Raw genomic sequence first — 22,216 nt, 5'->3', positions numbered from 1 at the left:
TTTTTTTATACCCTTGCGTGTGTTTTCTGAAAATAATTCCTATTTTTGTCCAACTCAATTACATGAAAACACTCTGATATGATCGAGGATAATAGTTTGGGATTGGAATTTAAATATCTGATTGTAAATGACATGGACCGTAAATTCGGGCTGTGGGTAAATACTGTCGGCTATCAGTCTATCCCTCCCGATTCACCTTATCCATTGAAAGAGCATCCCTCCGGTTACTTTTTTAATGCGGAAAAAGGAAGGGTGCTTCGCGAATATCAGTTGGTCTATATCACCAAAGGGCGTGGTTTGTTTTCATCCGATTCCACTTCTGAAAAGCAGGTTTGTAAAGGCCGGCTGATGGTCTTGTTTCCCGGGCAATGGCATACTTACCGCCCGTTACGGCAGACTGGTTGGACGGAGTATTATATCGGCTTTGAGGGGCCAATGATAGATGCCATCGTTAATGATGCTTTTTTGTCGCAGGAGCAGCAAATATTGGAAATTGGCATTAATGAAGAGTTGGTTTCCTTGTTCTCCCGTGCCCTTGCCGTGGCTGAAGCGGATAAAATTTCCGCGCAACAATATCTTTCCGGGATTGTGCTCCACATGATAGGTATGATTCTTTCTGTCTCCAAGAATAAAGTTTTCGAGATGAGTGATGTGGATCAGAAGATAGAACAGGCGAAAATCATCATGAATGAAAATGTTTCCGGTAATGTAGATCCGGAAGAGTTGGCAATGCGGCTTAACATCAGTTATTCATGGTTTCGACGTGTTTTCAAGGAGTATACAGGTTATGCCCCCGCCAAATATTTCCAGGAATTGAAACTCCGTAAAGCCAAACAGATGTTAGTAGGAACTTCTCAATCCGTGAAAGAGATTTCTTTTTTTCTGGGTTTCCAGTCTACCGAATATTTTTTCTCTTTTTTCAAGAAGCGTACAGGGCTTACCCCGCTGGAGTATCGTTCGTTCGGACGAGAAGAATAAATAGGGTGGTGTCTATATATATCAGTTATTTTGCTCTGATTTTGGGAATATCATAAAAACTGTTACTTTTGTGGCGAGATTAATGTGTGCTATAAATCATCCTTCTTGATATGCGCGAACAAAGACTATCTAAGATCCATTTTTTTATTCTGCTATCTCTTTTTGGATTTGTATTTCCACTCCGGTCACAGGAATACAAGTTCAGAACATTGGGTGTGGAAGATGGATTGTCGCAAATAACGGTGAGCGATATTTGCCAGGATGAGAAATCGCGTATATGGATTGCCACTTTGGACGGGCTGAATTGTTTCGATGGCAATCACATCAAAGTCTTCAACCACTTTCATAACGACTCTATCAGTTATGGTAATTTATATGTGACTCAAATGGTGGAAGACGGTCAGGGAAGTCTTTTCCTGTTGGCCTCTACCGGACTTTTCCAGTTCGACCTTGAAACAGAAAAATATTATATTCTTCCGGTGACTTCTCCCTCCACTCTTGCCAAAGGAAAGACGGGAGTGTGGATTGCAGAAGGAGGAAAACTGTTCTTATACGATAAGAATACCCGCCTCTTGAAACCGATGTATGCCGATTTGCAGCTGCCGGATAGTGGCCCGACGATGGTGGAAGGTTCCGAAGGAAGTCTCTGGATTGCTTTGAAAGAGGGTGGGGTGATGCGTGTAGATACTTGCGGATCGATGTCACTTCACTTGCCCGGAATTAAAGTGATGAAACTGATAAAAAGTAACGACCAGAATATTTGGATCGGTTCGCAGGATCAGGGCGTTTTCTGTTTTTCACCTCAAGGTACGATCATACATCACTATGAATATAATGATAAGAGTGTTTACACGGTTCGGGACGATATGGCGAGAGCGTTATGTCAGGACCTGGAAGGGAATATATGGGTAGGCTACAGAAGTGGATTGAGTAAGATTGAAGTGGCTACCGGGAAAATATTCCATTATCAGGCTGATCCTAACCGGGTGGGTGCTATGTCCAATCGTTCGGTGACGTCTCTTTATACGGACAAACAAGGAACTGTTTGGGTGGGGACTTATTGGGGAGGAGTAAACTTCTTCTCTCCGGAATATCAGCATTTTGTGCATTATCATGCTTCGGACACCGGATTGTCTTTTCCGGTGGTCGGTGCTATGGCAGAAGATAAAGCCGGGAATATCTGGATTTGTACGGAAGGAGGGGGATTAGATTTATATCAACCGGAACAGGGAAAGTTCAAGCATTTTAATGCGCATACGGGATATCATTTCAGTACGGACTACCTGAAAGATGTTGTTTTTGATGAGGCTAATAATTGCTTATGGATTGCAGCCGATTTTACCAATAAGGTGAATTGTTTTCATCTTAATAACTATCGGAATGATATCTATAATCTCGAACCGCTTGGAGAAGAAAGTGTAGGAGAAGCCCTGTTTGCCTTGGCGGATACTCCTCGTAAATTGTATGTCGGGACAACATCCGCTATTGTGAGTTTGGATAAACAGACCTTGAAATCCGAGGTGTTGTTTCACCAGAAGGAACTGTTTACACATAATTATAACACCCTATTGCTTGATTCGAAAAACAGATTATGGTTTGCTGCCGACGATGGTTGTGTAGCCTATGTGATTGATGAAAAGCGGTTTGAAACCTATAGGATAAGTCTGAAGAAACGGGTCAGATCTCAAAAAGAGTTGGTCAATGTTATCTATGAAGATCGAAAGGGAAATATTTGGGTAGGGACACATGGCAACGGACTTTTCTTGCTGGATAAGAAAGAACGTTTGTTTCGTTTACATACTCCTGAAAGTGTGTTGTCGGGAGAAAATATCAGGGTACTGGGGGAAACCCCTTCCGGGAATTTATTGATTGGTACCGGGCATGGATTGTCAATGCTGGAACAGAAAGAGGGAAAAGTGATAAACTTCAATTCTAAAACCGGATTTCCGCTGACTCTTGTGAACCGGAAATCCATGCATGTATCCCGTAATCATGATATTTATATGGGAGGAGCTACCGGATTGGTAACCATTCGTGAAAGTAGTCTGTATTATCCTCCGAAAATATACGATCTGGAGTTGGCTCATTTGTATGTCAACAACAAAGAGATAACAACAGGCGATCAAACCGGTATTTTAAATAAATCCTTTGCCTATACCGGACGGATCAAATTGAATTACTTGCAGAATGTGTTTTCTATCGGTTTCTCAACAGATAATTTTCTGCATATAGGCGGTGGTGAGGTAGAATATCGGTTGATGGGATATAATGATGAATGGAGCGAGAACCGTCTGGGAAATGACATTACTTATACAAATATCTCTCCGGGTGATTATGTCTTTGAGATCAGATTGAAGAACTTTCCGGAAGTAATCAGATCGCTGGATATAACGATTACGCCACCTTTCTATGCTACTTGGTGGGCCTACACTATTTATGTATGCGTGATTCTGACTATTCTATTCTTCATCGTGAGAGAATATAGAATCCGTCTGTTCCTGAAAACTTCATTGGATTTTGAACTTCGCGAGAAGCAATACATTGAAGAGATGAATCAATCCAAACTTCGTTTCTTCACGAATATCTCGCATGAAATCAGAACTCCGATCACTCTTATCCTGGGGCAGGTTGATCTGTTGCTGAATTCCGGCAAATTGTCTACCTATGCTTATTCGAAACTGTTGAATATACATAAAAATGCAGGTAACCTGAAATCATTGATTACGGAGTTACTTGATTTCCGGAAACAGGAGCAGGGACTTTTGAAACTGAAAGTTTCTCAATTTGACTTATATTCTTTGCTCAAAGAGCATTATGTATTGTTTAAGGAGTTGGCTGCTAACAGGAATATTTCGTTTGTTTTGCATGCCGACTGCGAGCAATGCCTCGTGTGGGGAGACCGGATGCAAATACAGAAGGTGGTTAATAACTTGCTGTCTAATGCTTTTAAATATACTTCAGACGGTGGAACTATCCGTATGGAATTGGCTGATGGAACGGAGGAATGTATGTTTTCCGTTTCCGATAATGGTGCGGGAATATCCGAGGAAGACTATGTTAAGATATTCGAGCGATTCTATCAGGTTGAGAATATAGGACAGTATGGAGGAACAGGTATCGGACTGGCTTTGAGTCAGGGTATTGTGAAAGCCCACCAGGGGGATATAACAGTAGAAAGTCAGTTGGGAAAAGGTTCTTGTTTTAAGGTCACTCTGAAAAAAGGGGATGCTCACTTTGACTCTTCTGTGGCCCGGATTGAACCGGAGCAGGATAAGGAATATATTTATTATTCGGAAGATAAAGAACTGCTGGTTAAAGAGGTGCAGTCAGCCCAAAGTGAAAACGGGACTACTGACTGTAAATTACTGGTGATTGATGATAATGAAGAAATCAGAAATATCCTTGTAGATATCTTCTCTCCGCTGTATACGGTTGAAACTGCAAGTGATGGCAAGGAAGGGTACGAGAAAGTAAAGGTAATGCAACCCGATCTGGTAATTTCGGATATCATGATGCCCGGAATGCCCGGAACAGAGTTGTGTGCCAAGATTAAGAACAATATAGAAACCTGCCATATACCTGTCGTTCTTCTGACTGCCCTTAGTGCTCCCGAACGTGAGTTGGAAGGATTGAGAATTGGAGCGGATATTTATGTGGTGAAGCCATTTAATATGCGGCGGTTGGTGATGCAATGCAATAATCTGATTAATACCCGCAGACTTTTACAGAATAAATATGCCCATCAACTGGATAGCAAGGCGGAGAAGATTGCAACGAATGAACTCGACCAGAAGTTTATCGAACAAGCTACTCAAGTGGTGGAAGATAATATGGAAAATCCCGAATTCAGTGTAGATGCTTTCTCACGGGAGATGGGAGTAGGACGTACCGTCTTATTCCAGAAGATAAAAGGTATTACGGGAAGTACGCCAAATAATTTTATCATGAATCTTCGTCTGAAAAAAGCAGCATATTTTCTACTGAATGCTCCGGAGATGAACATTTCGGATATTGCTTACCGGTTAGGATTTGGAAATCCTCAATACTTCAACAAATGCTTTAAAGAACTTTTTGATATTGCTCCTACACAGTATAGGAAATCTCATGATGCCCCTTCCGATCCCTCTGTAAAGTGATTAAAATAAGTCGTCTGAATTTTTAGACTAGATAAAACGAACAATTCGATAGGGTGCAATATGCTCAAATGCGATACTTTTGTGGCGTTGGATCATGCCAGCTTGTACTTGAGTTTTCTTTAATTGGGTGTGTCCGCACACACTTTTATTTAGCAGACCGGGTATTGTATAATCTTTATTCTAATATAATAATTATTGTATAGTATTATGAAAGACGATTATCTATGTAATAAATAAAAGATAACATCTTACGGGAGAGAGCTAATGTATTTCTCCTAATTAATTAAGTAGTGAGTAAAACCTTGATAATTAACCAATTTAATTTTATTCTAGTTATGAAAAATTTGCAGAGTAGGACAAAAGTGCGATTGTTGCAGTCGTTTCTTTTGATTTCCTTGAGTCTCTTTTTCCTTGCCCATCCGGCTTATGCTCAAGGCGGGTTTGCAGTGAAAGGAGTTGTTGTGGATAAAACAGGATTTCCTTTACCTGGCGCTAATGTGATGGAGAAAGGAACATCTAATGGAACAATTACGGATTTAGATGGTAATTTCTCATTGAATGTTTCAAAGAAAGGAGTTACTTTGACTGTATCATTTATGGGATATACCCCTAAAGATGTGGTAGTGAAAGATAAAACAACGAATATTACGCTTGAAGAGAACTCTAAGTTACTGGACGAAGTAGTGGTAGTGGGTTATGGTACGATGAAAAAGCGTGATGTGACGGGAGCTATTACTTCCATCTCAAGTGAGGCTATTGAGCAGAAGATGGCTACTAATGTTTTTGAAGCACTGCAAGGTACTACTGCCGGTGTACAGGTAGTGTCCGGCTCGGGACAACCCGGTGAATCTTCTTCTATTAAAATTCGTGGTACTTCCACTTTCTCCGCCGAAGGAGTTACTCCCCTTTATATTGTAGACGGTGTGCCTTTGGAAAGTATCGATGGTATCAATACCAATGATATTACTTCCATGGAGATTTTGAAAGATGCTGCTTCTGCAGCTATCTACGGTTCCCGTTCGGCTAACGGTGTGATTATTATCACAACCAAGAGCGGTCAGGAAGGTAAGGCTCGTATTGATATCAAGTATAATCACTCATGGGGTACATTGTCTCATAAGGTACCACAGGCAAATCGCAAAGAGCGTCTGTTGTACGACCAGTACCGCAAAGAGTATTTTGAAACATACGGCGGAGGTAATCCGGATGAAAGTATTGATATTCTGAATGATCCGTTGAACTCATTCTTCAATGTAGACAATGATTATCTGGACATGATTACAAGTACTGCGCAGAAAGATCAGGTGGATATCAGTGTAGGTGGCGGTACAAAGAAACTGAAATATTTCATCAATACCGGTTATTATAACGAGAAAGGTATTATTTCCAATACCGGTTTCCAAAGATTAAATACTCGTATCAACTCCGATTATTCACCGACAGACTGGATGAACATGGGTAGCCGTATTTCTTTGACTTATTCCAAGAAAAAAGGATTGGATGAGGGTACCTTGTTAAGTGCTGTGTTGACTCGCCGTCCTTATTTCAATACTTATTATCCGGATGGTTCTTTGGTTGGAGTGTTCAACGGTCAAAAGAACCCTATTGCACAGATTAATTATACGACTGACTTTACAGATTCTTATAAAGCGAACTTTTTCCAGTTCTTTGAAATCAAGTTCAACAAGTACCTCAAGTTCAGAGCCAATATCAATGCCAACTTCTATCTGGACAAGCGCAAAAAACTCGAACCGAGTCTTATCACCGATGAATGGCAGAAACAAAATAGAGGATACTCTTACAACTATCTGAACTGGAACTGGATGAATGAAGATTTCATCACTTATGCACGCAAAATCAAAGGACATAATTTCAGTGCGATGGTGGGTGTCAGTGCTCAACAATGGCGTTATGAAAATGAAACCTTTGTAGGTTTGAATTCATCTACCGACTTTATTTATACGATGAATGCATTTGCTGCCAATTTGGATTTGTCATCTACGGGATCTACCTTGAGTAATCATTCCATGGCTTCTGTCTTTGCACGTGTGACGTATGATTATCTGGGAAAATATCTGTTTACAGCGAATATCCGTCGTGACGGCTCTTCTCGTTTTGCGAAAGAAAACAAATGGGGTAATTTCCCTTCAGTATCAGTGGGATGGCGTTTCTCTGATGAGAAATTCATGAAGTTCTCGAAAAAATTCCTGGAAGATGGTAAGATACGTGTAAGTTATGGTATTACCGGTAATGAAGCGATCGGAAACTATGATTATATTTATTCTTATTCTCCGAATTCTATCTATGACGGAGTGGGTGGCGTTATTCCGACTCGTATCGGTAAAGACAACCTGAAATGGGAGGAAACCAAACAATTCAACCTTGGTTTGGACTTGAATTTCTGGAATAGCCGTTTGACAATCACTGCCGATTACTACGACAAATATACAGACGGTTTGTTGGCAAACTACCAACTGCCTAAAGAATCCGGTTTTGCATATATGAAGACAAACGTCGGTGAGATGAGCAACCGCGGTTTTGAAATTGCCGTTACCGGTGATATTATCCGCACAAAGGACTGGAAGTGGAATGCTTCTTTCAATATCTCCAGAAATCTCAACCGTATTGAGAAACTGTCTGAAGGTAAGGCATATATGGAAGGTGATATCTGGTGGATGCAGGAAGGCGGTCGTGTAGGTGACTTCTATGGATTTAAAAGTGCCGGTGTCTTTGCTTATGACGAATCGAATGCTTTTACAGATAAATGGGAGCAACTGACTCCGGTGTTTGAAAATGGTGTATTCCAATACAAGTATTTATTGAATGGAAAGGAATATGCAGGTGATATTCGCCAGAAAACGTTACCGAACGGCAAACCGTTCCGTGGCGGAGATTACAACTGGGAAGAACCGGAAGGAACCCGGGATGGTGTGATTGATGATAACGACCGTATGGTGATTGGTAATGCCATGCCTGATGTGACCGGTGGTTTGAATACAACCGTGACCTGGAAAAACGTAAGCCTGTATCTGGGATTCTATTATTCTTTGGGAGGACAGATTTATAATGCCGCTGAACATAATCGTAACATGTTCAAATATACGGGAACCACTCCTTCACCGGAAGTAATTCATAATATGTGGTTGCATCCGGGCGACCAGGCTATCTATCCGCGTCCGTATAATGATGATTATAACAATGCACGTATGGGTAACTCGTTCTATCTGGAAGATGCTTCCTTTATTCGTCTGCAGAACGTACGTATAGCCTATGATCTTCCAGAAAACTGGATAAAGAAGCTGATGTTGAAGAATATAAATATCTACGCTTTTGTAAACAATGCATTGACATGGACCAACTATTCGGGATTTGATCCTGAATTCTCTACGAGTAATCCTCTGCAGGTAGGTAAAGACTCTTACCGCTATCCGAGAAAGAGAGAATATGGTATTGGTTTTTCTGCAAACTTTTAATTGAAGATATCGTATGAAGAATATAAAATATTTTGTTGGAGCTATATGCCTGGCTCTATCATTGAATAGCTGTTCAGACTTTCTGAATGAGGAACCGGTGAGTGAAATCCCGGCAGGTGACATGTGGCAGACCGCCCGTGACGCTAAGGCAGGTATAAATGAAATTTATGGACTGTTGCGTTCCACTTTACGCGAGAATTATTTTTATTGGGGTGAGTTCCGTTCGGATAACGTAGCTCCCGGAGCACCGGTGATGGCCGATCAGGCACGTGTGATTAACAACCTGATGTCTACGGACGAGAAATGTGCGAAATGGACGACCTTGTATCAGATGATTAACCAGACCAATCTGGCCATCAAATATGTTCCTAATATCAGTATGCCGGATGTGGCAGACCGTAACGATTACCTTGGACAAGCGTATGCGTTGCGTGCTTTGGCTTACTTCTATGCTATCCGTGTCTGGGGAGACGTACCTTTGTTTATAGAACCTACTGAAAAGTATTCGGAGGCTATCTACAAGGAACGTACAGATAAGAATTATATTCTGGAACATGTTATTCTTCCTGACCTGAAAAAGGCGGAAAGCCTGATTAACCGTAATAAGAATTACGAACGCAAGCGTATTTCTATCTGTGGCGTATGGGCTATCATGGCGGACGCTTATATGTGGGCTGAAGAATATAATCTGGCTGACCAGACCATTGATAAAATGGCAACTATTGCTTCCAAAAAGGGTGGACGCTTTGTAGACTTCGAACCTAACATTGCTACTTGGCATACCATGTTTACGGAAGAACTCAACAATAAGCCTTCGGATGATACGCCCGAAAATGATGAATATAACTCCAGAGAGTTAATATTCCTTGTTCATTTCAACATGGATGAAGTCGGCACGAATGGTTACAGTTATATGTATCAATGGTTTTCCGGTTCAGGAAACCGTGCGGCAGTTATGTCCGACAAGTTTATGAGCATCTTTGATGAAAAGGATATGAAAGGTGATTTGCGCAAAGATTATACGGTGAAGAATTACCAGAATGGAAATGAATTGCGTAAATATATGGCAGGTGACATCAGTAACTCTTTGAATAAGACATGCGAAGTAGCCTATCCAATTTATCGTTACACAGATATGATGTTGTTGCAAGCAGAAGCTCGTGCTCATCAGGGAAAATGGGGTGAAGCTTTGGATTTAGTAAAAACTGTACGTGACCGTGCCGGATTGAACACGTTGACTGAAAATGATTTTGCTTCTGAAGACGAAGTCGTTAATTATATATTGCGTGAACGGCAAGTGGAATTAGCCGGCGAAGGACGCCGCTGGTTTGACTTGTTGCGTACCGGAAAGTGGAAGGAAGTGATGAAACCGATTAACGGAATGGAACAGGACGGAAACGAACTCTTCCCGATTCACTATTCACATATCTTGGAAAATCCGAAGATTGTGCAGAACACGTATTATGGTAATACTAACAACTAAAAAAGGTAGAAACAATGAAAAAGACAATATTATATAAGACCCTTTTCTTTTGTTGGGCGATATTGGCATTGACCGGCTGTGACCTGGACTTGCAGAAGAATTATGATTATGAGCCTTCGGTGGATGATCCGTATGTAAAAGTGACAGCGTGGGAATATTTCCAAGATCACAAAGATATGTTCTCGGAGTTGATAGCAGCTATTGAGTATACAGGTCTGAAGGACTATTATACCCAGACTGACAATAAATATACTTTTCTGGCTTTGAATAATGCAGGTATGCAGTTGTATCGTGAAAATGAATTTGCAGGTGCAGCATCCATTACCGATTGTGATAAAGAGAAAGTAACGAACATGTTGCTTTATCACATTGTAGACGGTGAATATAGTTCTTATGGACAGTTGCAGGTGGAACCGATGTTCGTATTGACGATGCTGAAAGGAGAGAATGGACTGATGACAATGTCTGTATGGAAAAACCCATGGCAGGCTGCAGTAGGTAAGATTCTGGTGAATCAGACCGGAAGCAACGGGAAATCTCCACAGCGTCAGGCTAAGACTAGCAACATTCTGCCGACGAACGGTGTGATTCATATATTTGAGAACTATTGCAAATATTCCAAATAACCACAGTTAATTAAAAAGAGAACTAATTATGATTCGTAAAATATATACCTTATTAATACTAGGACTTTGCCTGGGCTTTGCTGCCTGTAGCGATGATAATGATGGTCTGGATCCTAATGCGGCTGCTCCTGTGATTAAATTCCCGATGGAACAACTGGATGTGGATTTAAATAAAGTAGATAATCTGCCGGTAGTGGCTGTCATAAAGTCGCAGGCCGGACTACAGAGTGTGACAATGAAATTGCAGACAGTGGAGGGGGTGACCGAATATAAAACGGTGACTGAATTTTTTAATCCCAATTCTTACAGCTTGTCTGAAAATCTGGAATACAATGCAAATTACGAAGCCTTTATCATTGAGGCTACGGATAAATTGAATCATGTTACGAGCGGAACTTTACCAATTGCTGTTACCGATGTAATGGCACGTCCTGTCATAACATTCGACCCGGAAGAGATTATATATGATGAAATGGATGAAAACCCGGTAATTCCCCGTACTACTTTCGAAGTTGTTTCAGAAGCCGGTTTGAAGGTAGTGGAGGTCTATTTGGTATCTGCGACCGGACAGGAATCGAAAGGAAGCGTGGAACTGAATGGGAAGAAGAATTTCTCGTATGATGAGATGATTAATTACAAAGAAGGCGATAAAGGTTTCAAAGTAAAAGCAGTGGATATATATGATAATGTGACCATTTCAACTTTACCAGTGGAATATAGAACAGTGCCAATACCTGTATTGACCTTGCCTGAATTGCCTATTTTTGCTACAACGGATGCTAAACAAGGAGTGCCGGTAAAGGTGGAATCTGTACGTGGAGTTCACGAAGTGATTATTTACCGTATTGAAAACGGACAGGAAATCGAAGTCTTACGGGAACAGAAGAATGGTGAGAAACAATTGGATTACACTCCGGAAATTGATTTTACTGAAACTACGTCTCAAATTAAAGTGGTGGTTTCTGATGGGAGAGTAGGAAAAGAAGCTGTCGGAACTGTGAAAGCATATGTAAATATGGACGTTGCTACTGTGAATATATCCAGTAAGACTTTTGCTAATAGTGCGCACGAAAAATATCCGGATGCTTATGGATTGCTGTCTTTCAAAGATTTGAAAACTTATTCTATTGATTATGCATTAACCAGCGCAGATAATGCGAAGAATGTTGATTTGAAATTCTATTGTATGGGAAAAGGCTCAAATGTGGATTCAGAACCTCGTCTGTATTCAATAAATGCGGCAAAATCTGATGAGTATAAAGGTTCTAATGGTGCAGGTCTGAACACTGCGGCAGTAAAGAATAGGACTATGTTAGCCAAACTCTCCGACTTTGATTATGATAATGCAACAGTTACTTCTATTGCTTCTGAAATATCAGCTAGCTTGATTGTGAAAGAAGACTTGATTCCTATAACGGAGGGAGATATTATTGCCTTTAAAACTGCATCGACTTCTGCAGCAGGTGGAAATAGGATTGGAGTAATGAGAATTATCAGTATGACACCGTCTACCGGGGAAGGTGTGTTGAAGCCCGGAGATACAACAGCTCGTGTATTAACGGTTGAAATCAAATTCCCTAAGAAGAAGTAAACAGGGTAGTATTACCTAGCGTCTGAAGTCTTAATAGAAAACTTCTTTTCTATTAAGACTAAACTTCCCTTTCATTGGGAATAAAGTTGTTCTCTGTCCGATACAAACTATAAACGAAGCTTCCGTTTTTATAAATGCAAGTTGCGTTTATAAAAACAAAGCTTTCAATTATGAAAACAAAGCTTGCGTTTATAGTTTATAATAGGGATAAAAGAAGTTTGCAACAAGGGGGAAGGAAGTTCTCTCCTTGTAGAGAATAACTTTTCTATTAATAGCCAACGCGAGAGTTAGTAACAGCTATCCCGGTGAACCGTAGATAGAGTATACGAAAGATGCGACTGATAACAAATACGATGGTTAAGTAATAATGTGCAGTAGCTGAAAGTAATATGAGAAAACATATAATATATAGGTATTTCCTCTTTTTATCTTTGGTCGGACTGATGCAGTTGACGTTTAGCTGTTCCTCCTCTTCCAACGAAATAGAACCTTTGAAACCGGAAGGAGAAGATACTCCTTTGGAAAAAGATGAATATACTTTTATGAATGTAGAATACCGGAAGTGGCAGAACGGAACTTTCCAGGCATGGACAACGGCAGATTCAAGGGAAACACGTACCATTGATAATATGAATTGGTATACTCCCTCTTCGGATTATAGCCGGACTGCATGGGGAGGACGAATCGGTTTACAACCTTCATCTGTGGTTGGAAAAGAAGGCTTTTTCCGAGTGGCTAATTGTGGAGGCCGTTCTTATTTGCTCGATCCGGATAATGGAGCTGTTATCATTCATGGAATTCAGCATGTTCGTCCGGGAGAATCTACTGCTCATAAGAAGGCTTTCGGTACTCGATACGGTAGTGAGGCGCGATGGAGTGAAGAGACTGGCAAACTGTTAGCAGACAATCATATAAACTATATTTCGTATGGCTCGAACCGTATTGAAGTATTTCCTGCTGCAGTACGTGGTAACTTGTTGACCCCTAAGACGCAAAAGATTGCTTATGCAGAGAATCTGTATCTGCTTCGTACCTTTATGTGGGATATGAGTAAGAATTTGGGCTACGCGTTTGATGATGACAAATATAATCGCTTAGTTCTTCTTTTTGAACCCACATTTGCTACGTACATAGATCGTCTCGTACAAGAGAAGTCAGCTTTATTTGCCGGTGACCGGCATTTTATAGGTTTCTATCTTGACAATGAATTGCCATTTGCCAGTTATCAGAATGCTGACCCTTTGCGAGGAATTGATCTGAAACATTTCTTGTCTTTGCCCGAACGCTATAAAGCTGCTCGTGAGTATGCAGAAAAGTTTATGCGGGATAACGGTATAGCTTCTACCGGAGTGATAACCAAGAAAAATCAGGAAGATTTCCGGGGGATGGTTGCTGATTATTATTATCAGTTGACCACCGCTACCGTCAGACGATATGATAAAGAGCATTTGATATTGGGAACACGTCTGCATGATTGGAGTAAATATAATCAGAAAGTGGTGGAAGCGTGTGCTCGTTATTGCGATCTTGTTTCCGTCAACTATTATGCACGTTGGCAACCGGAGGCAGATTTCTTGGCAAACCTGAAAGTCTGGTGTGGAGCGAAACCTTTTTTAGTTTCAGAATTCTATATAAAAGCGGAAGATGCCAGTTATCAGGGAACTGGATATGCTAATACTGAAGGAGGTGGCTGGTTGGTGCATACACAAAAAAATAGAGGTGAGTTTTATCAGAACTTCTGTCTTCGTTTGCTTGAAACTCGAAACTGTGTAGGCTGGGTACATTTTGAGTATAATGATGGTTACGATTCTAACGGAAAAGCTTCTAATAAAGGAGTGGTTTCCATCGAATACGAACCTTATGAATCTTTTCTGTCGCACATGCGGCAGTTGAATCTTTCAGTTCATTCATTGATCGATTATTACGATACAAAATCGGTTCAATAGATTGACGGAAACTTTAAATAGACAAATTGAATATTTAGAATTAAAATAGTTATGACCATGAAGAAGTTTAGTTTATTTGCAATCCTTTTAGGATTTAATATAGCTTTGGGAGCATGTTCCGATGATGATGCCGCTCCTGTAGTAAAAAATGAGATCTTTCAACTTCCGGAAAAGGCTTATGTACTGGCGGAACAATCCAGACGGGCTATTGTCATCAGAGATGCGGAGACGCACCGCAATATTTGGAGTTGGGATCCTTATACAGCCTGTGTTCCTGCTGCACAGCAGGGTTGGTTTGTTAATCCGAGTGAAGTAAAACCGGTTTTCAATAGACGCTATATCTTGATGACTGCCTCCGGCGGAGCTGTGGCTTTAATCCGTTTGTCCGATCATAAATTAATGTTCTACGCAAATTGCGGACAGAATCCCCACTCTGCGGAGGTATTGCCCGATGGAAATATCGTGACGGCAGAATCTAAATCCGGTGAAATCAATACCTTTGTGGTTGACACGGTTAAGGTATTGGGAGCAAAAGCTAATACGGTGAAGTTGGGTAATGCGCATAATGTTGTTTGGGATAAGAAAAGATCGTATCTTTATGCTACAGCTACCAAAAAAGAGGGAGTGACTGCATTATTCCGTTTTAAGTACGATGGCAACCGGAGTAATCCCAAGTTAATAAATCAGACTACCCTTTATACATTCAGCAATGAATCGGGTGGGCATGATTTGTTCCCGGTATATGGTGAAGAAGATAAATTATGGCTTACTGCTGCTTCGGCTGTCTATAAGTTTGATTTGACTGGAGTTACCGACGCTACGACTAATGACTCTACCGAACCTACTTGTGAAAAAGTATACAGCATAGCCGATATAAAAAGTATCTGCAACGGACCGGATGGAATCCTGATGTTGAAACCGACTGAAGAGTGGTGGGCAGAAGGACTTGTAAATGAGGAGGGAGAAGAACTATTCAAAATGGACGGAGCTAAGATTTATAAAGGTCGTTGGATGATAGACAATACTTTCAGTTATCCGGAAAAGCATGATTTCGTATTGGGCGAAGATTAAATTAAGTATAGCCGAAGATTGATAAAATATATAAGTTGAATAATTAAGTTTGGAACAATGAGGAAACTTCTTCTTTTTTTATTGGTATCTATCGCATTACCGGCTTTGGCGCAAAACGGAAAGAAAGTGTATGCCGACTTCCACGGTGTACGTTATACCCGGCAGCATGACGGAAAGTTGGGCCGTTGGGAAATGTATGCCAATACGGAAAAATCAAGTACCGGAAGGAAGTCGCTGTGTTATAATGCCGATCTGATAGACAGCGAAGGACGGCATGAGATAGCGGCAGTGGCTTATCCCCAAGTCGGAATGCAGTCCAATCTCGATCCCGATTATATCGAATATCAGATATTGTCGGCAAAAGCGGCTAAGATAGATGGATTCTTTATCGAATGGGGGTTCAAGCCTCACGAAAATGACATCTTGCTGCGTGAGATGCAGAAAGTGGCAGCAAAGTATGACTTTGAAATCGGCGTAAACTGGTGCGACGGTTGGTTATATTATGACTGGATTACGAAGATTTATCCGGAAGTTAACACCCGTGAGGCAAAGACCGAATACATGGCTAAATGTTATCAATATCTGGTAGATAGTGTCTTCACAGGTCCGACTGCTCCTATGGTGAAAGGAATGCCTGTTTTTTATCATTTCGGTCCCGGAGCGAAAGTTGATGAATACAAGAAAGTGTTATCACAAGTGAAGTTTCCGCAAGGAATGAGGCAGCCCGTTGCCTTACGCCGTTGGGCGGATTGGGGAAAACTGGAAAATGATAAATACATTCCCGTCACCCGCAGTGATGATATGGATGCTTGGGAAAAAGTGGGAGAAATACCGACTGCATGGCTTCCTGCCCGTGTTCGCACAAGAGATCAGGCACATGCTGAATGGGATAATTATGCCACACAGGATGATGTTATTGAGTTTATGAAACCTTTCCGTGATTCAATTTGGCATAGTAACAATCCTGCTTATACCATTAAGTCGGGATTTGCCATGCCGGGAATGGATAACCGGGGCTGTGCAGGCTGGGGACGTGGACACTTCTATTATATCCCACGTAACAATGGAGAAACTTATCAAAGTATGTGGAAGTTCTGTATGGCAGAGAAGGACAGTCTGGACATGATGTTTATCGCTTCGTGGAGTGACTATACCGAAGGACACGAAATAGAGCCGACCATTGAAAACGGTGACCGTGAACTACGTACGACTTTAAAGTATGCGGCGGAATTCAAAGACGAACAGGCGGACGAGCGTGGATTAACCTTACCTTTAATGCTTTTCCGGCTGCGAAAAGAAGCCCGTTTCCTGGAAAAGACGAAGATGGACGTATCCGCTTGTCAACGTTCGCTCGATAAGGCAGCATTGTTGATTAGCCAGGGACGTTATCCGGTGGCAATAGGCTTGTTGTCACAAATAGAAAATGATGTCAAGACGGCAAAATCCGCTTTGGCGGTTGAGATGATGCGTTTGCGTGAGTCGGACATGAAGATTCAGGGAAAGCGAAAATCCGGTGGTTACAGTGCCGAAGAAACTCTCTCTATCTCTTTGCCCAAAGAGCTGGTTTCCAAATTACAAATGAATAACTATGTAGGGTATCTCTATTTTGAATACCTGGACAAGGGAAATGAATCTCTTTTTATACGTTCATCTACACAGCGCGAACCGAAAGAACCGTTTAAAATTGTATCCCGGATACGTACCGACAATACAGGTGAATGGAAAAGCGCAAAAGTAGAATTGTATAAGGATAATATCGTGAATGGATTCAATATGCCTACTTTCTATTTAAAAGGAAATGTCGTAGTTCGTAATTTGTCATTGGGTTATACGATCTACACAGTCAAATAAATGCATGGATGAAGAGTTTTAATTGGTTATTAGTTTTATCTGTACTATCCTGCATCGGATGTTCCTCTCCGGTTCATGAAGACGGTAGGGGATGTGCTTTCGTATCTGACAGTATTCAATATCGGGTCGAGTTTATGTCGGCGGGGTGCGTGCGGATTCTGTCTTTTCCTGAAGGTGATACACTGGTAACAAGAAGATTGGTGGTCGATTCGGAAAAGCCGGCTTTTAAAGATTATAAATGGGAAGATACGGGACAGAAGCTGGTCTTTCGCACCCGTGAACTTTCCGTAGTTTTTGATAAGGCAGATGCGGCTTTCACTTTTCAGGAAACATCCACAGGTAAGTTATTACTAAAAGAGAAAGGGGATAGAAAGGCACGGAACTTCAAACGTTCGGTTGCCGGAGGTGAACAATGTCTCGAAGTCACTCAACGCTTTGTTCCTACCGAGGATGAGGCCATTTACGGACTGGGACAGTATCAGAATGGAATCATGAACTACCGGGGGAAATCCGTACTTCTGTTACAGGCCAATATGGATATTGTCAATCCGTTCCTTATTTCGACCAACGGATATGGTGTCTTATGGGATAATTATTCTTCTACGAAGTTTGAAGATACGAAGGAGGGCTACTCATTTACTTCCGAAGTAGGTGATGCCTCCGACTATTATTTTGTCTATGGCAAGAATATGGACGAAGTCGTTGCCGGTTATCGGGAATTGACGGGGGACGTGCCGATGTTTGGAAAATGGGTGTATGGCTTCTGGCAGTCCAAAGAACGATATAAGTCGTTCGATGAATTGAAGGCAGTCGTTAAAGAATACCGTAAACGGGGAATTCCGTTGGATAACATTGTGCAGGACTGGGAATATTGGGGAGACAAACCTCATTGGAACAGCCTGACCTTCCATCCGGCAAACTTTAATCATCCCCGTCAGGTTATTGATGAACTGCATCAACAGGACCATGTTCATTTTATGCTTTCCGTATGGCCCGGATTCGGACCGGAAACGGCTGTCTATCAGTCTTTGGATTCTATCGGTGCATTGTTTAGTGAACCTACATGGGCAGGTTATAAGGTTTTTGATGCCTACAATCCTGCCGCGAGGGATATTTTCTGGCAATACCTCAAGAAAGGACTCTATGATATGGGTGTGGATGCCTGGTGGATGGATGCAACGGAACCATCTTTCCGGGATGGATTCACACAGTTGAAGCAGGAAGAAAAGACCAAATCAGCTGGTAATACTTATCTGGGTAGCTTCCACCGTTATCTGAACACTTATTCTTTAGAAATGCTAAAGGACTTCTATCAACGCCTGCGCGCCGAGAGCGATCAGAAGCGTATATTTATCTTAACTCGTTCCGCCTTTGCCTCGCAACAGCATTATGGTACAGCCGTATGGTCGGGTGACGTTTCGGCTTCATGGGAGAATATGCACAAACAACTGGTTGCCGGCTTAAACTTGTCTATGTCCGGTATTCCGTATTGGACTTCCGATACGGGAGGATTCTTTGTCACAGAACGGGATGCAAAATATCCCGACGGACTGAAAAGTAATGATTATAAAGAGTTATATTCCCGTTGGTTCCAGTTTAGCGCATTTACTCCTATCTTCCGTGCTCACGGTACGAATGTGCCGCGTGAAATTTGGCAATTCGGTGAAGAGGGGACATTATCTTATGATAATCAAGTGAAGTATATCCATCTGCGCTACCGTCTGTTGCCATACATTTACTCAATGTCCCATCAGGTAACCGCCAATAATTATACCATGTTGAGAGGTTTGGCAATGGATTTCACAACAGATACCCGGACATTTGATATTGATAATGCCTATATGTTCGGTACTTCCTTATTGGTGCGTCCGGTATTTCATCCGCAATCGGAAGAAAAGAACATCTGTATTTATCTGCCGGAACACAGCGGTAAATATTGGTATGACTTCTGGACCGGAGAAGCTTTTGAAGGAGGAAGAGAACAAATGCAGACAAATATCCTCGACATACTTCCGCTCTATGTGAAGGCTGGTTCTATCTTGCCTTTGGCAGAAGTGAAACAATATGCGATGGAATATCCCGATCGTGAACTGGAATTGCGTATCTATGGAGGAGCGGATGCTGCTTTTTTATGGTATGAGGATGAAGGTGATTCCTACCGCTATGAAGAGGGCGTATGTTCGAAAGTGCCGATGCAATGGAAAGATTCGGAACGGACATTGACTATTGGACTGCGTGAGGGAACTTATCCCGGTATGCCGGAACAAATAAAAATGCATGTGAAATTATATCTGCCTGAAGGTGCAGCTCTTGATAGCAAAGAGTGCGTCTACACAGGTAGAGAAGTAAAAATAAAGTTTTAATTATAAGTATATATCGATTATGAAGAAGTTTCTCTATATTTTTATTCTATTGTTTATTGTGGGATGGGCACAGGCGCAACAGCGTGTGGTATACACAATCAACGACGGATGGAAATTTACAAAAGGATCTCCGTTTGAAGCGCAGCTGGCCGGCTGTGACGACTCTTCTTGGGAGACGGTCAATATACCTCATACATGGAATAATAAAGATGCAGACGACGAAACTCCGGGATTTTATCGGGGACCGGCTTGGTACCGGAAACAATTGTTTGTAGATAAAAGCCAGGAGGGACGTCAGGCAGTGATCTATTTTGAAGGAGCCAATCAGGAAGTGCGATTTTATCTGAACGGTCAGTTCGTGGGAGAACACAAAGGAGGGTATACCCGTTTCTGTTTTGACATCACTTCCCATTTGCGTTATGGACAGGAAAACCTGTTTGCCATTTATGTGAACAATGTCTATAATCCGAATATTCCTCCCTTATCTGCCGATTTTACTTTCTTTGGCGGTATCTACCGGGATGTCTATCTGCAGTTTATGAATCCGGTACACATTGCAACGAATGATTATGCTTCGTCAGGAGTTTATATCCGTACACCCGAAGTGAACAACTCCGCAGCCTCGGTAGAAATTACTACATTACTGACGAATAATACACTCCAACCTGCAGAAATCAGGGTGGAAAATATAATCTGCGATGCGGATGGTAAGGAAGTGAAAAAGACTCATGCGGAAATAAAGCTGGCATCCGGTGAAACAAAGACAGACATCTCTAAAAAGATAAAAATAGATTCGCCCCGTTTGTGGGATATAGACGATCCTTATCGGTATATGGTATATACGCGTATTCTCGATAAGAAAAAGGGTACTTTGCTGGATGAAGTGGTGAATCCGTTAGGCTTGCGCTGGTTTAAATTTGATTCGGAAAAGGGCTTTTTCCTGAATGGCAAAGGACGTAAACTAATCGGAACTGCCCGGCATCAGGATTATTTTCAGAAAGGAAATGCCTTGCGCGATGAGTTGCATGTACAAGATGTACTGTTGTTGAAAGAGATGGGAGGGAACTTCCTGCGTGTGTCACATTATCCCCAAGATCCTGTAATCATGGAAATGTGTGATAAACTGGGTATTGTGACTTCGGTTGAAATCCCCGTTGTCAATGCTGTTACGGAAACTGAAGAGTTTTTGCAGAACTCCGTTGAGATGGCTAAAGAAATGGTACGTCAGGATTTCAACCGCCCTTCTGTTATGATTTGGGGGTATATGAATGAGATTTTTCTGCGTCGCCCTTATACCGAAGGCAAGCAATTGGAAGATTACTACCGCTTTACTGAAAAAGTAGCCCGTGCCTTGGAAGCGACCATCCGCGAGGAAGATCCTTCAAGATATACCATGATGGCTTATCATAATATGCCTCAATATTACGAAGATGCCCATCTGACCGAAATTCCGATGATTCAGGGGTGGAACCTGTATCAAGGCTGGTATGAGCCGGATATTAATGAGTTTCAACGTTTGCTCGACCGTGCCCATAAGGTATACAAGGGAAAAGTGTTGATGGTTACGGAATATGGACCGGGAGTAGATCCGGGACTTCATTCCTACCAGCCGGAACGTTTCGACTTCTCACAGGAATATGGTTTGGTGTATCATAAACATTATCTCCGTGAAATGATGAAACGTCCGTTTATTGCCGGTTCCAGTCTGTGGAATCTGAATGATTTTTATTCCGAATCCCGTGTCGATGCTGTTCCTCATGTAAACAATAAAGGAGTTGTCGGATTAGACAGGGAGAAGAAAGATGTCTATTGGTTTTATAAGACAGCTTTGTCACGTCGTCCGATACTTGTTATAGGTAATCGGGAGTGGAAAAGCCGTGGGGGAGTGGTGAATACTGCACAGAAAGAATGTATTCAGTCTGTCCCTGTATTCTCTAATGCGGAAGAAGTAGAGCTGTTTGTGAACAATAAAAGTCTGGGAAAGAAAAAGGTAGAAGATAATTATGCCTTGTTCGACGTACCGTTCGTTGGTGGAGAGAATCTCTTGGAAGCAGTTGCCGTGGCTGGTGATAGCAAATTGCGGGATATGCTCCGGATTCAGTTCCAGTTGGTAGGCTCGCAGTTGAAAGACGAAGCAATCCCATTTACGGAAATAAATGTAATGTTGGGTTCTCCGAGATATTTTGAAGACCGTACAGCAAATGTAGCATGGATTCCCGAGCAGGAGTATAAGCCCGGTAGCTGGGGATTTGTAGGCGGAACTTCTTATCGTCGTAAAACAGGATTCGGCAGTATGCTTGGTTCGGATATTGACATTCTGGGAACAGATATGAATCCAATCTTCCAGACTCAACGTGTTGGAATAAAATCTTTTAAAGCTGATGTACCGAATGGAGAATATTCCGTATATTTGTACTGGGCAGAATTGGAGTCGGACAAAGAGAGGGAAGCGTTGGTTTATAATCTGGGAGCTGACTCGGAACAGACGTTTGCCGGAAACCGTAGCTTCGGAATTTCAATGAATGGAACGATTGTTTTGGATGATTTCAACATAGCTCGTGATTACGGATATGCCCGTGCTGTTATCAAGAAATTTGTAGTAACGGTGAAGGATGGAAAAGGATTGAGTGTTGACTTTCATAAAAAAGAAGGAGAACCTATTCTGAACGCTATCCGTATTTATAGAAACTATTAATCA

11 protein-coding genes are annotated in these 22,216 nt (G+C 41.7%); all 11 read left to right on the top strand.

The window, feature by feature from the left end:
* The first annotated feature begins 78 nt into the window (after positions 1–78).
* Positions 79–978, top strand: a complete 900-nt coding sequence (locus CJF29_RS20810) for an AraC family transcriptional regulator (protein ID WP_004304986.1) — start codon at positions 79–81, stop codon at positions 976–978.
* Between the two features lie 110 nt (positions 979–1,088).
* On the top strand, positions 1,089–5,114 hold the full coding sequence (locus CJF29_RS20805) for a hybrid sensor histidine kinase/response regulator transcription factor (RefSeq protein WP_099145957.1): 4,026 nt from the start codon (positions 1,089–1,091) through the stop codon (positions 5,112–5,114).
* 335 nt (positions 5,115–5,449) lie between these two features.
* A complete protein-coding gene (locus CJF29_RS20800; RefSeq protein WP_099145958.1) occupies positions 5,450–8,587 on the top strand; it encodes a SusC/RagA family TonB-linked outer membrane protein in 3,138 nt (1,045 codons plus the stop codon).
* 13 nt (positions 8,588–8,600) lie between these two features.
* Entirely contained in the window at positions 8,601–10,070 is a 1,470-nt protein-coding gene (locus CJF29_RS20795) for a RagB/SusD family nutrient uptake outer membrane protein (protein ID WP_004304978.1), read from the top strand.
* Between the two features lie 14 nt (positions 10,071–10,084).
* The gene (locus CJF29_RS20790; RefSeq protein ID WP_004304976.1) at positions 10,085–10,696 is read left to right on the top strand and encodes a fasciclin domain-containing protein; all 612 of its coding nucleotides are present in this window, start codon (positions 10,085–10,087) and stop codon (positions 10,694–10,696) included.
* Between the two features lie 28 nt (positions 10,697–10,724).
* Positions 10,725–12,287 (top strand): hypothetical protein, encoded by a 1,563-nt coding sequence (locus CJF29_RS20785; RefSeq protein WP_099145959.1) that lies wholly within the window; start codon positions 10,725–10,727, stop codon positions 12,285–12,287.
* Positions 12,288–12,676: 389 nt separating this feature from the next.
* Positions 12,677–14,233: a hypothetical protein gene (locus CJF29_RS20780; protein ID WP_032844616.1), complete on the top strand. Its 1,557-nt coding sequence runs from the start codon at positions 12,677–12,679 to the stop codon at positions 14,231–14,233.
* Positions 14,234–14,290: 57 nt separating this feature from the next.
* Positions 14,291–15,304 carry a DUF6528 family protein gene (locus tag CJF29_RS20775; RefSeq protein WP_099145975.1) on the top strand — a complete coding sequence of 338 codons (1,014 nt, stop codon included), beginning with the start codon at positions 14,291–14,293 and terminating at the stop codon, positions 15,302–15,304.
* A gap of 57 nt (positions 15,305–15,361) precedes the next feature.
* A complete protein-coding gene (locus tag CJF29_RS20770) occupies positions 15,362–17,155 on the top strand; it encodes a glycoside hydrolase family 71/99-like protein (protein ID WP_099145960.1) in 1,794 nt (597 codons plus the stop codon).
* A gap of 8 nt (positions 17,156–17,163) precedes the next feature.
* Positions 17,164–19,518 carry a TIM-barrel domain-containing protein gene (locus tag CJF29_RS20765; RefSeq protein WP_099145961.1) on the top strand — a complete coding sequence of 785 codons (2,355 nt, stop codon included), beginning with the start codon at positions 17,164–17,166 and terminating at the stop codon, positions 19,516–19,518.
* A 19-nt stretch (positions 19,519–19,537) separates the two neighbouring features.
* The gene (locus tag CJF29_RS20760) at positions 19,538–22,213 is read left to right on the top strand and encodes a glycoside hydrolase family 2 TIM barrel-domain containing protein (RefSeq protein ID WP_099145962.1); all 2,676 of its coding nucleotides are present in this window, start codon (positions 19,538–19,540) and stop codon (positions 22,211–22,213) included.
* Positions 22,214–22,216 lie beyond the last annotated feature (3 nt).

This window comes from Bacteroides celer, from assembly GCF_002632415.2.
Classification (GTDB): Bacteria; Bacteroidota; Bacteroidia; order Bacteroidales; family Bacteroidaceae; genus Bacteroides.
This window is presented reverse-complemented; position numbering and strand designations above follow the sequence as displayed.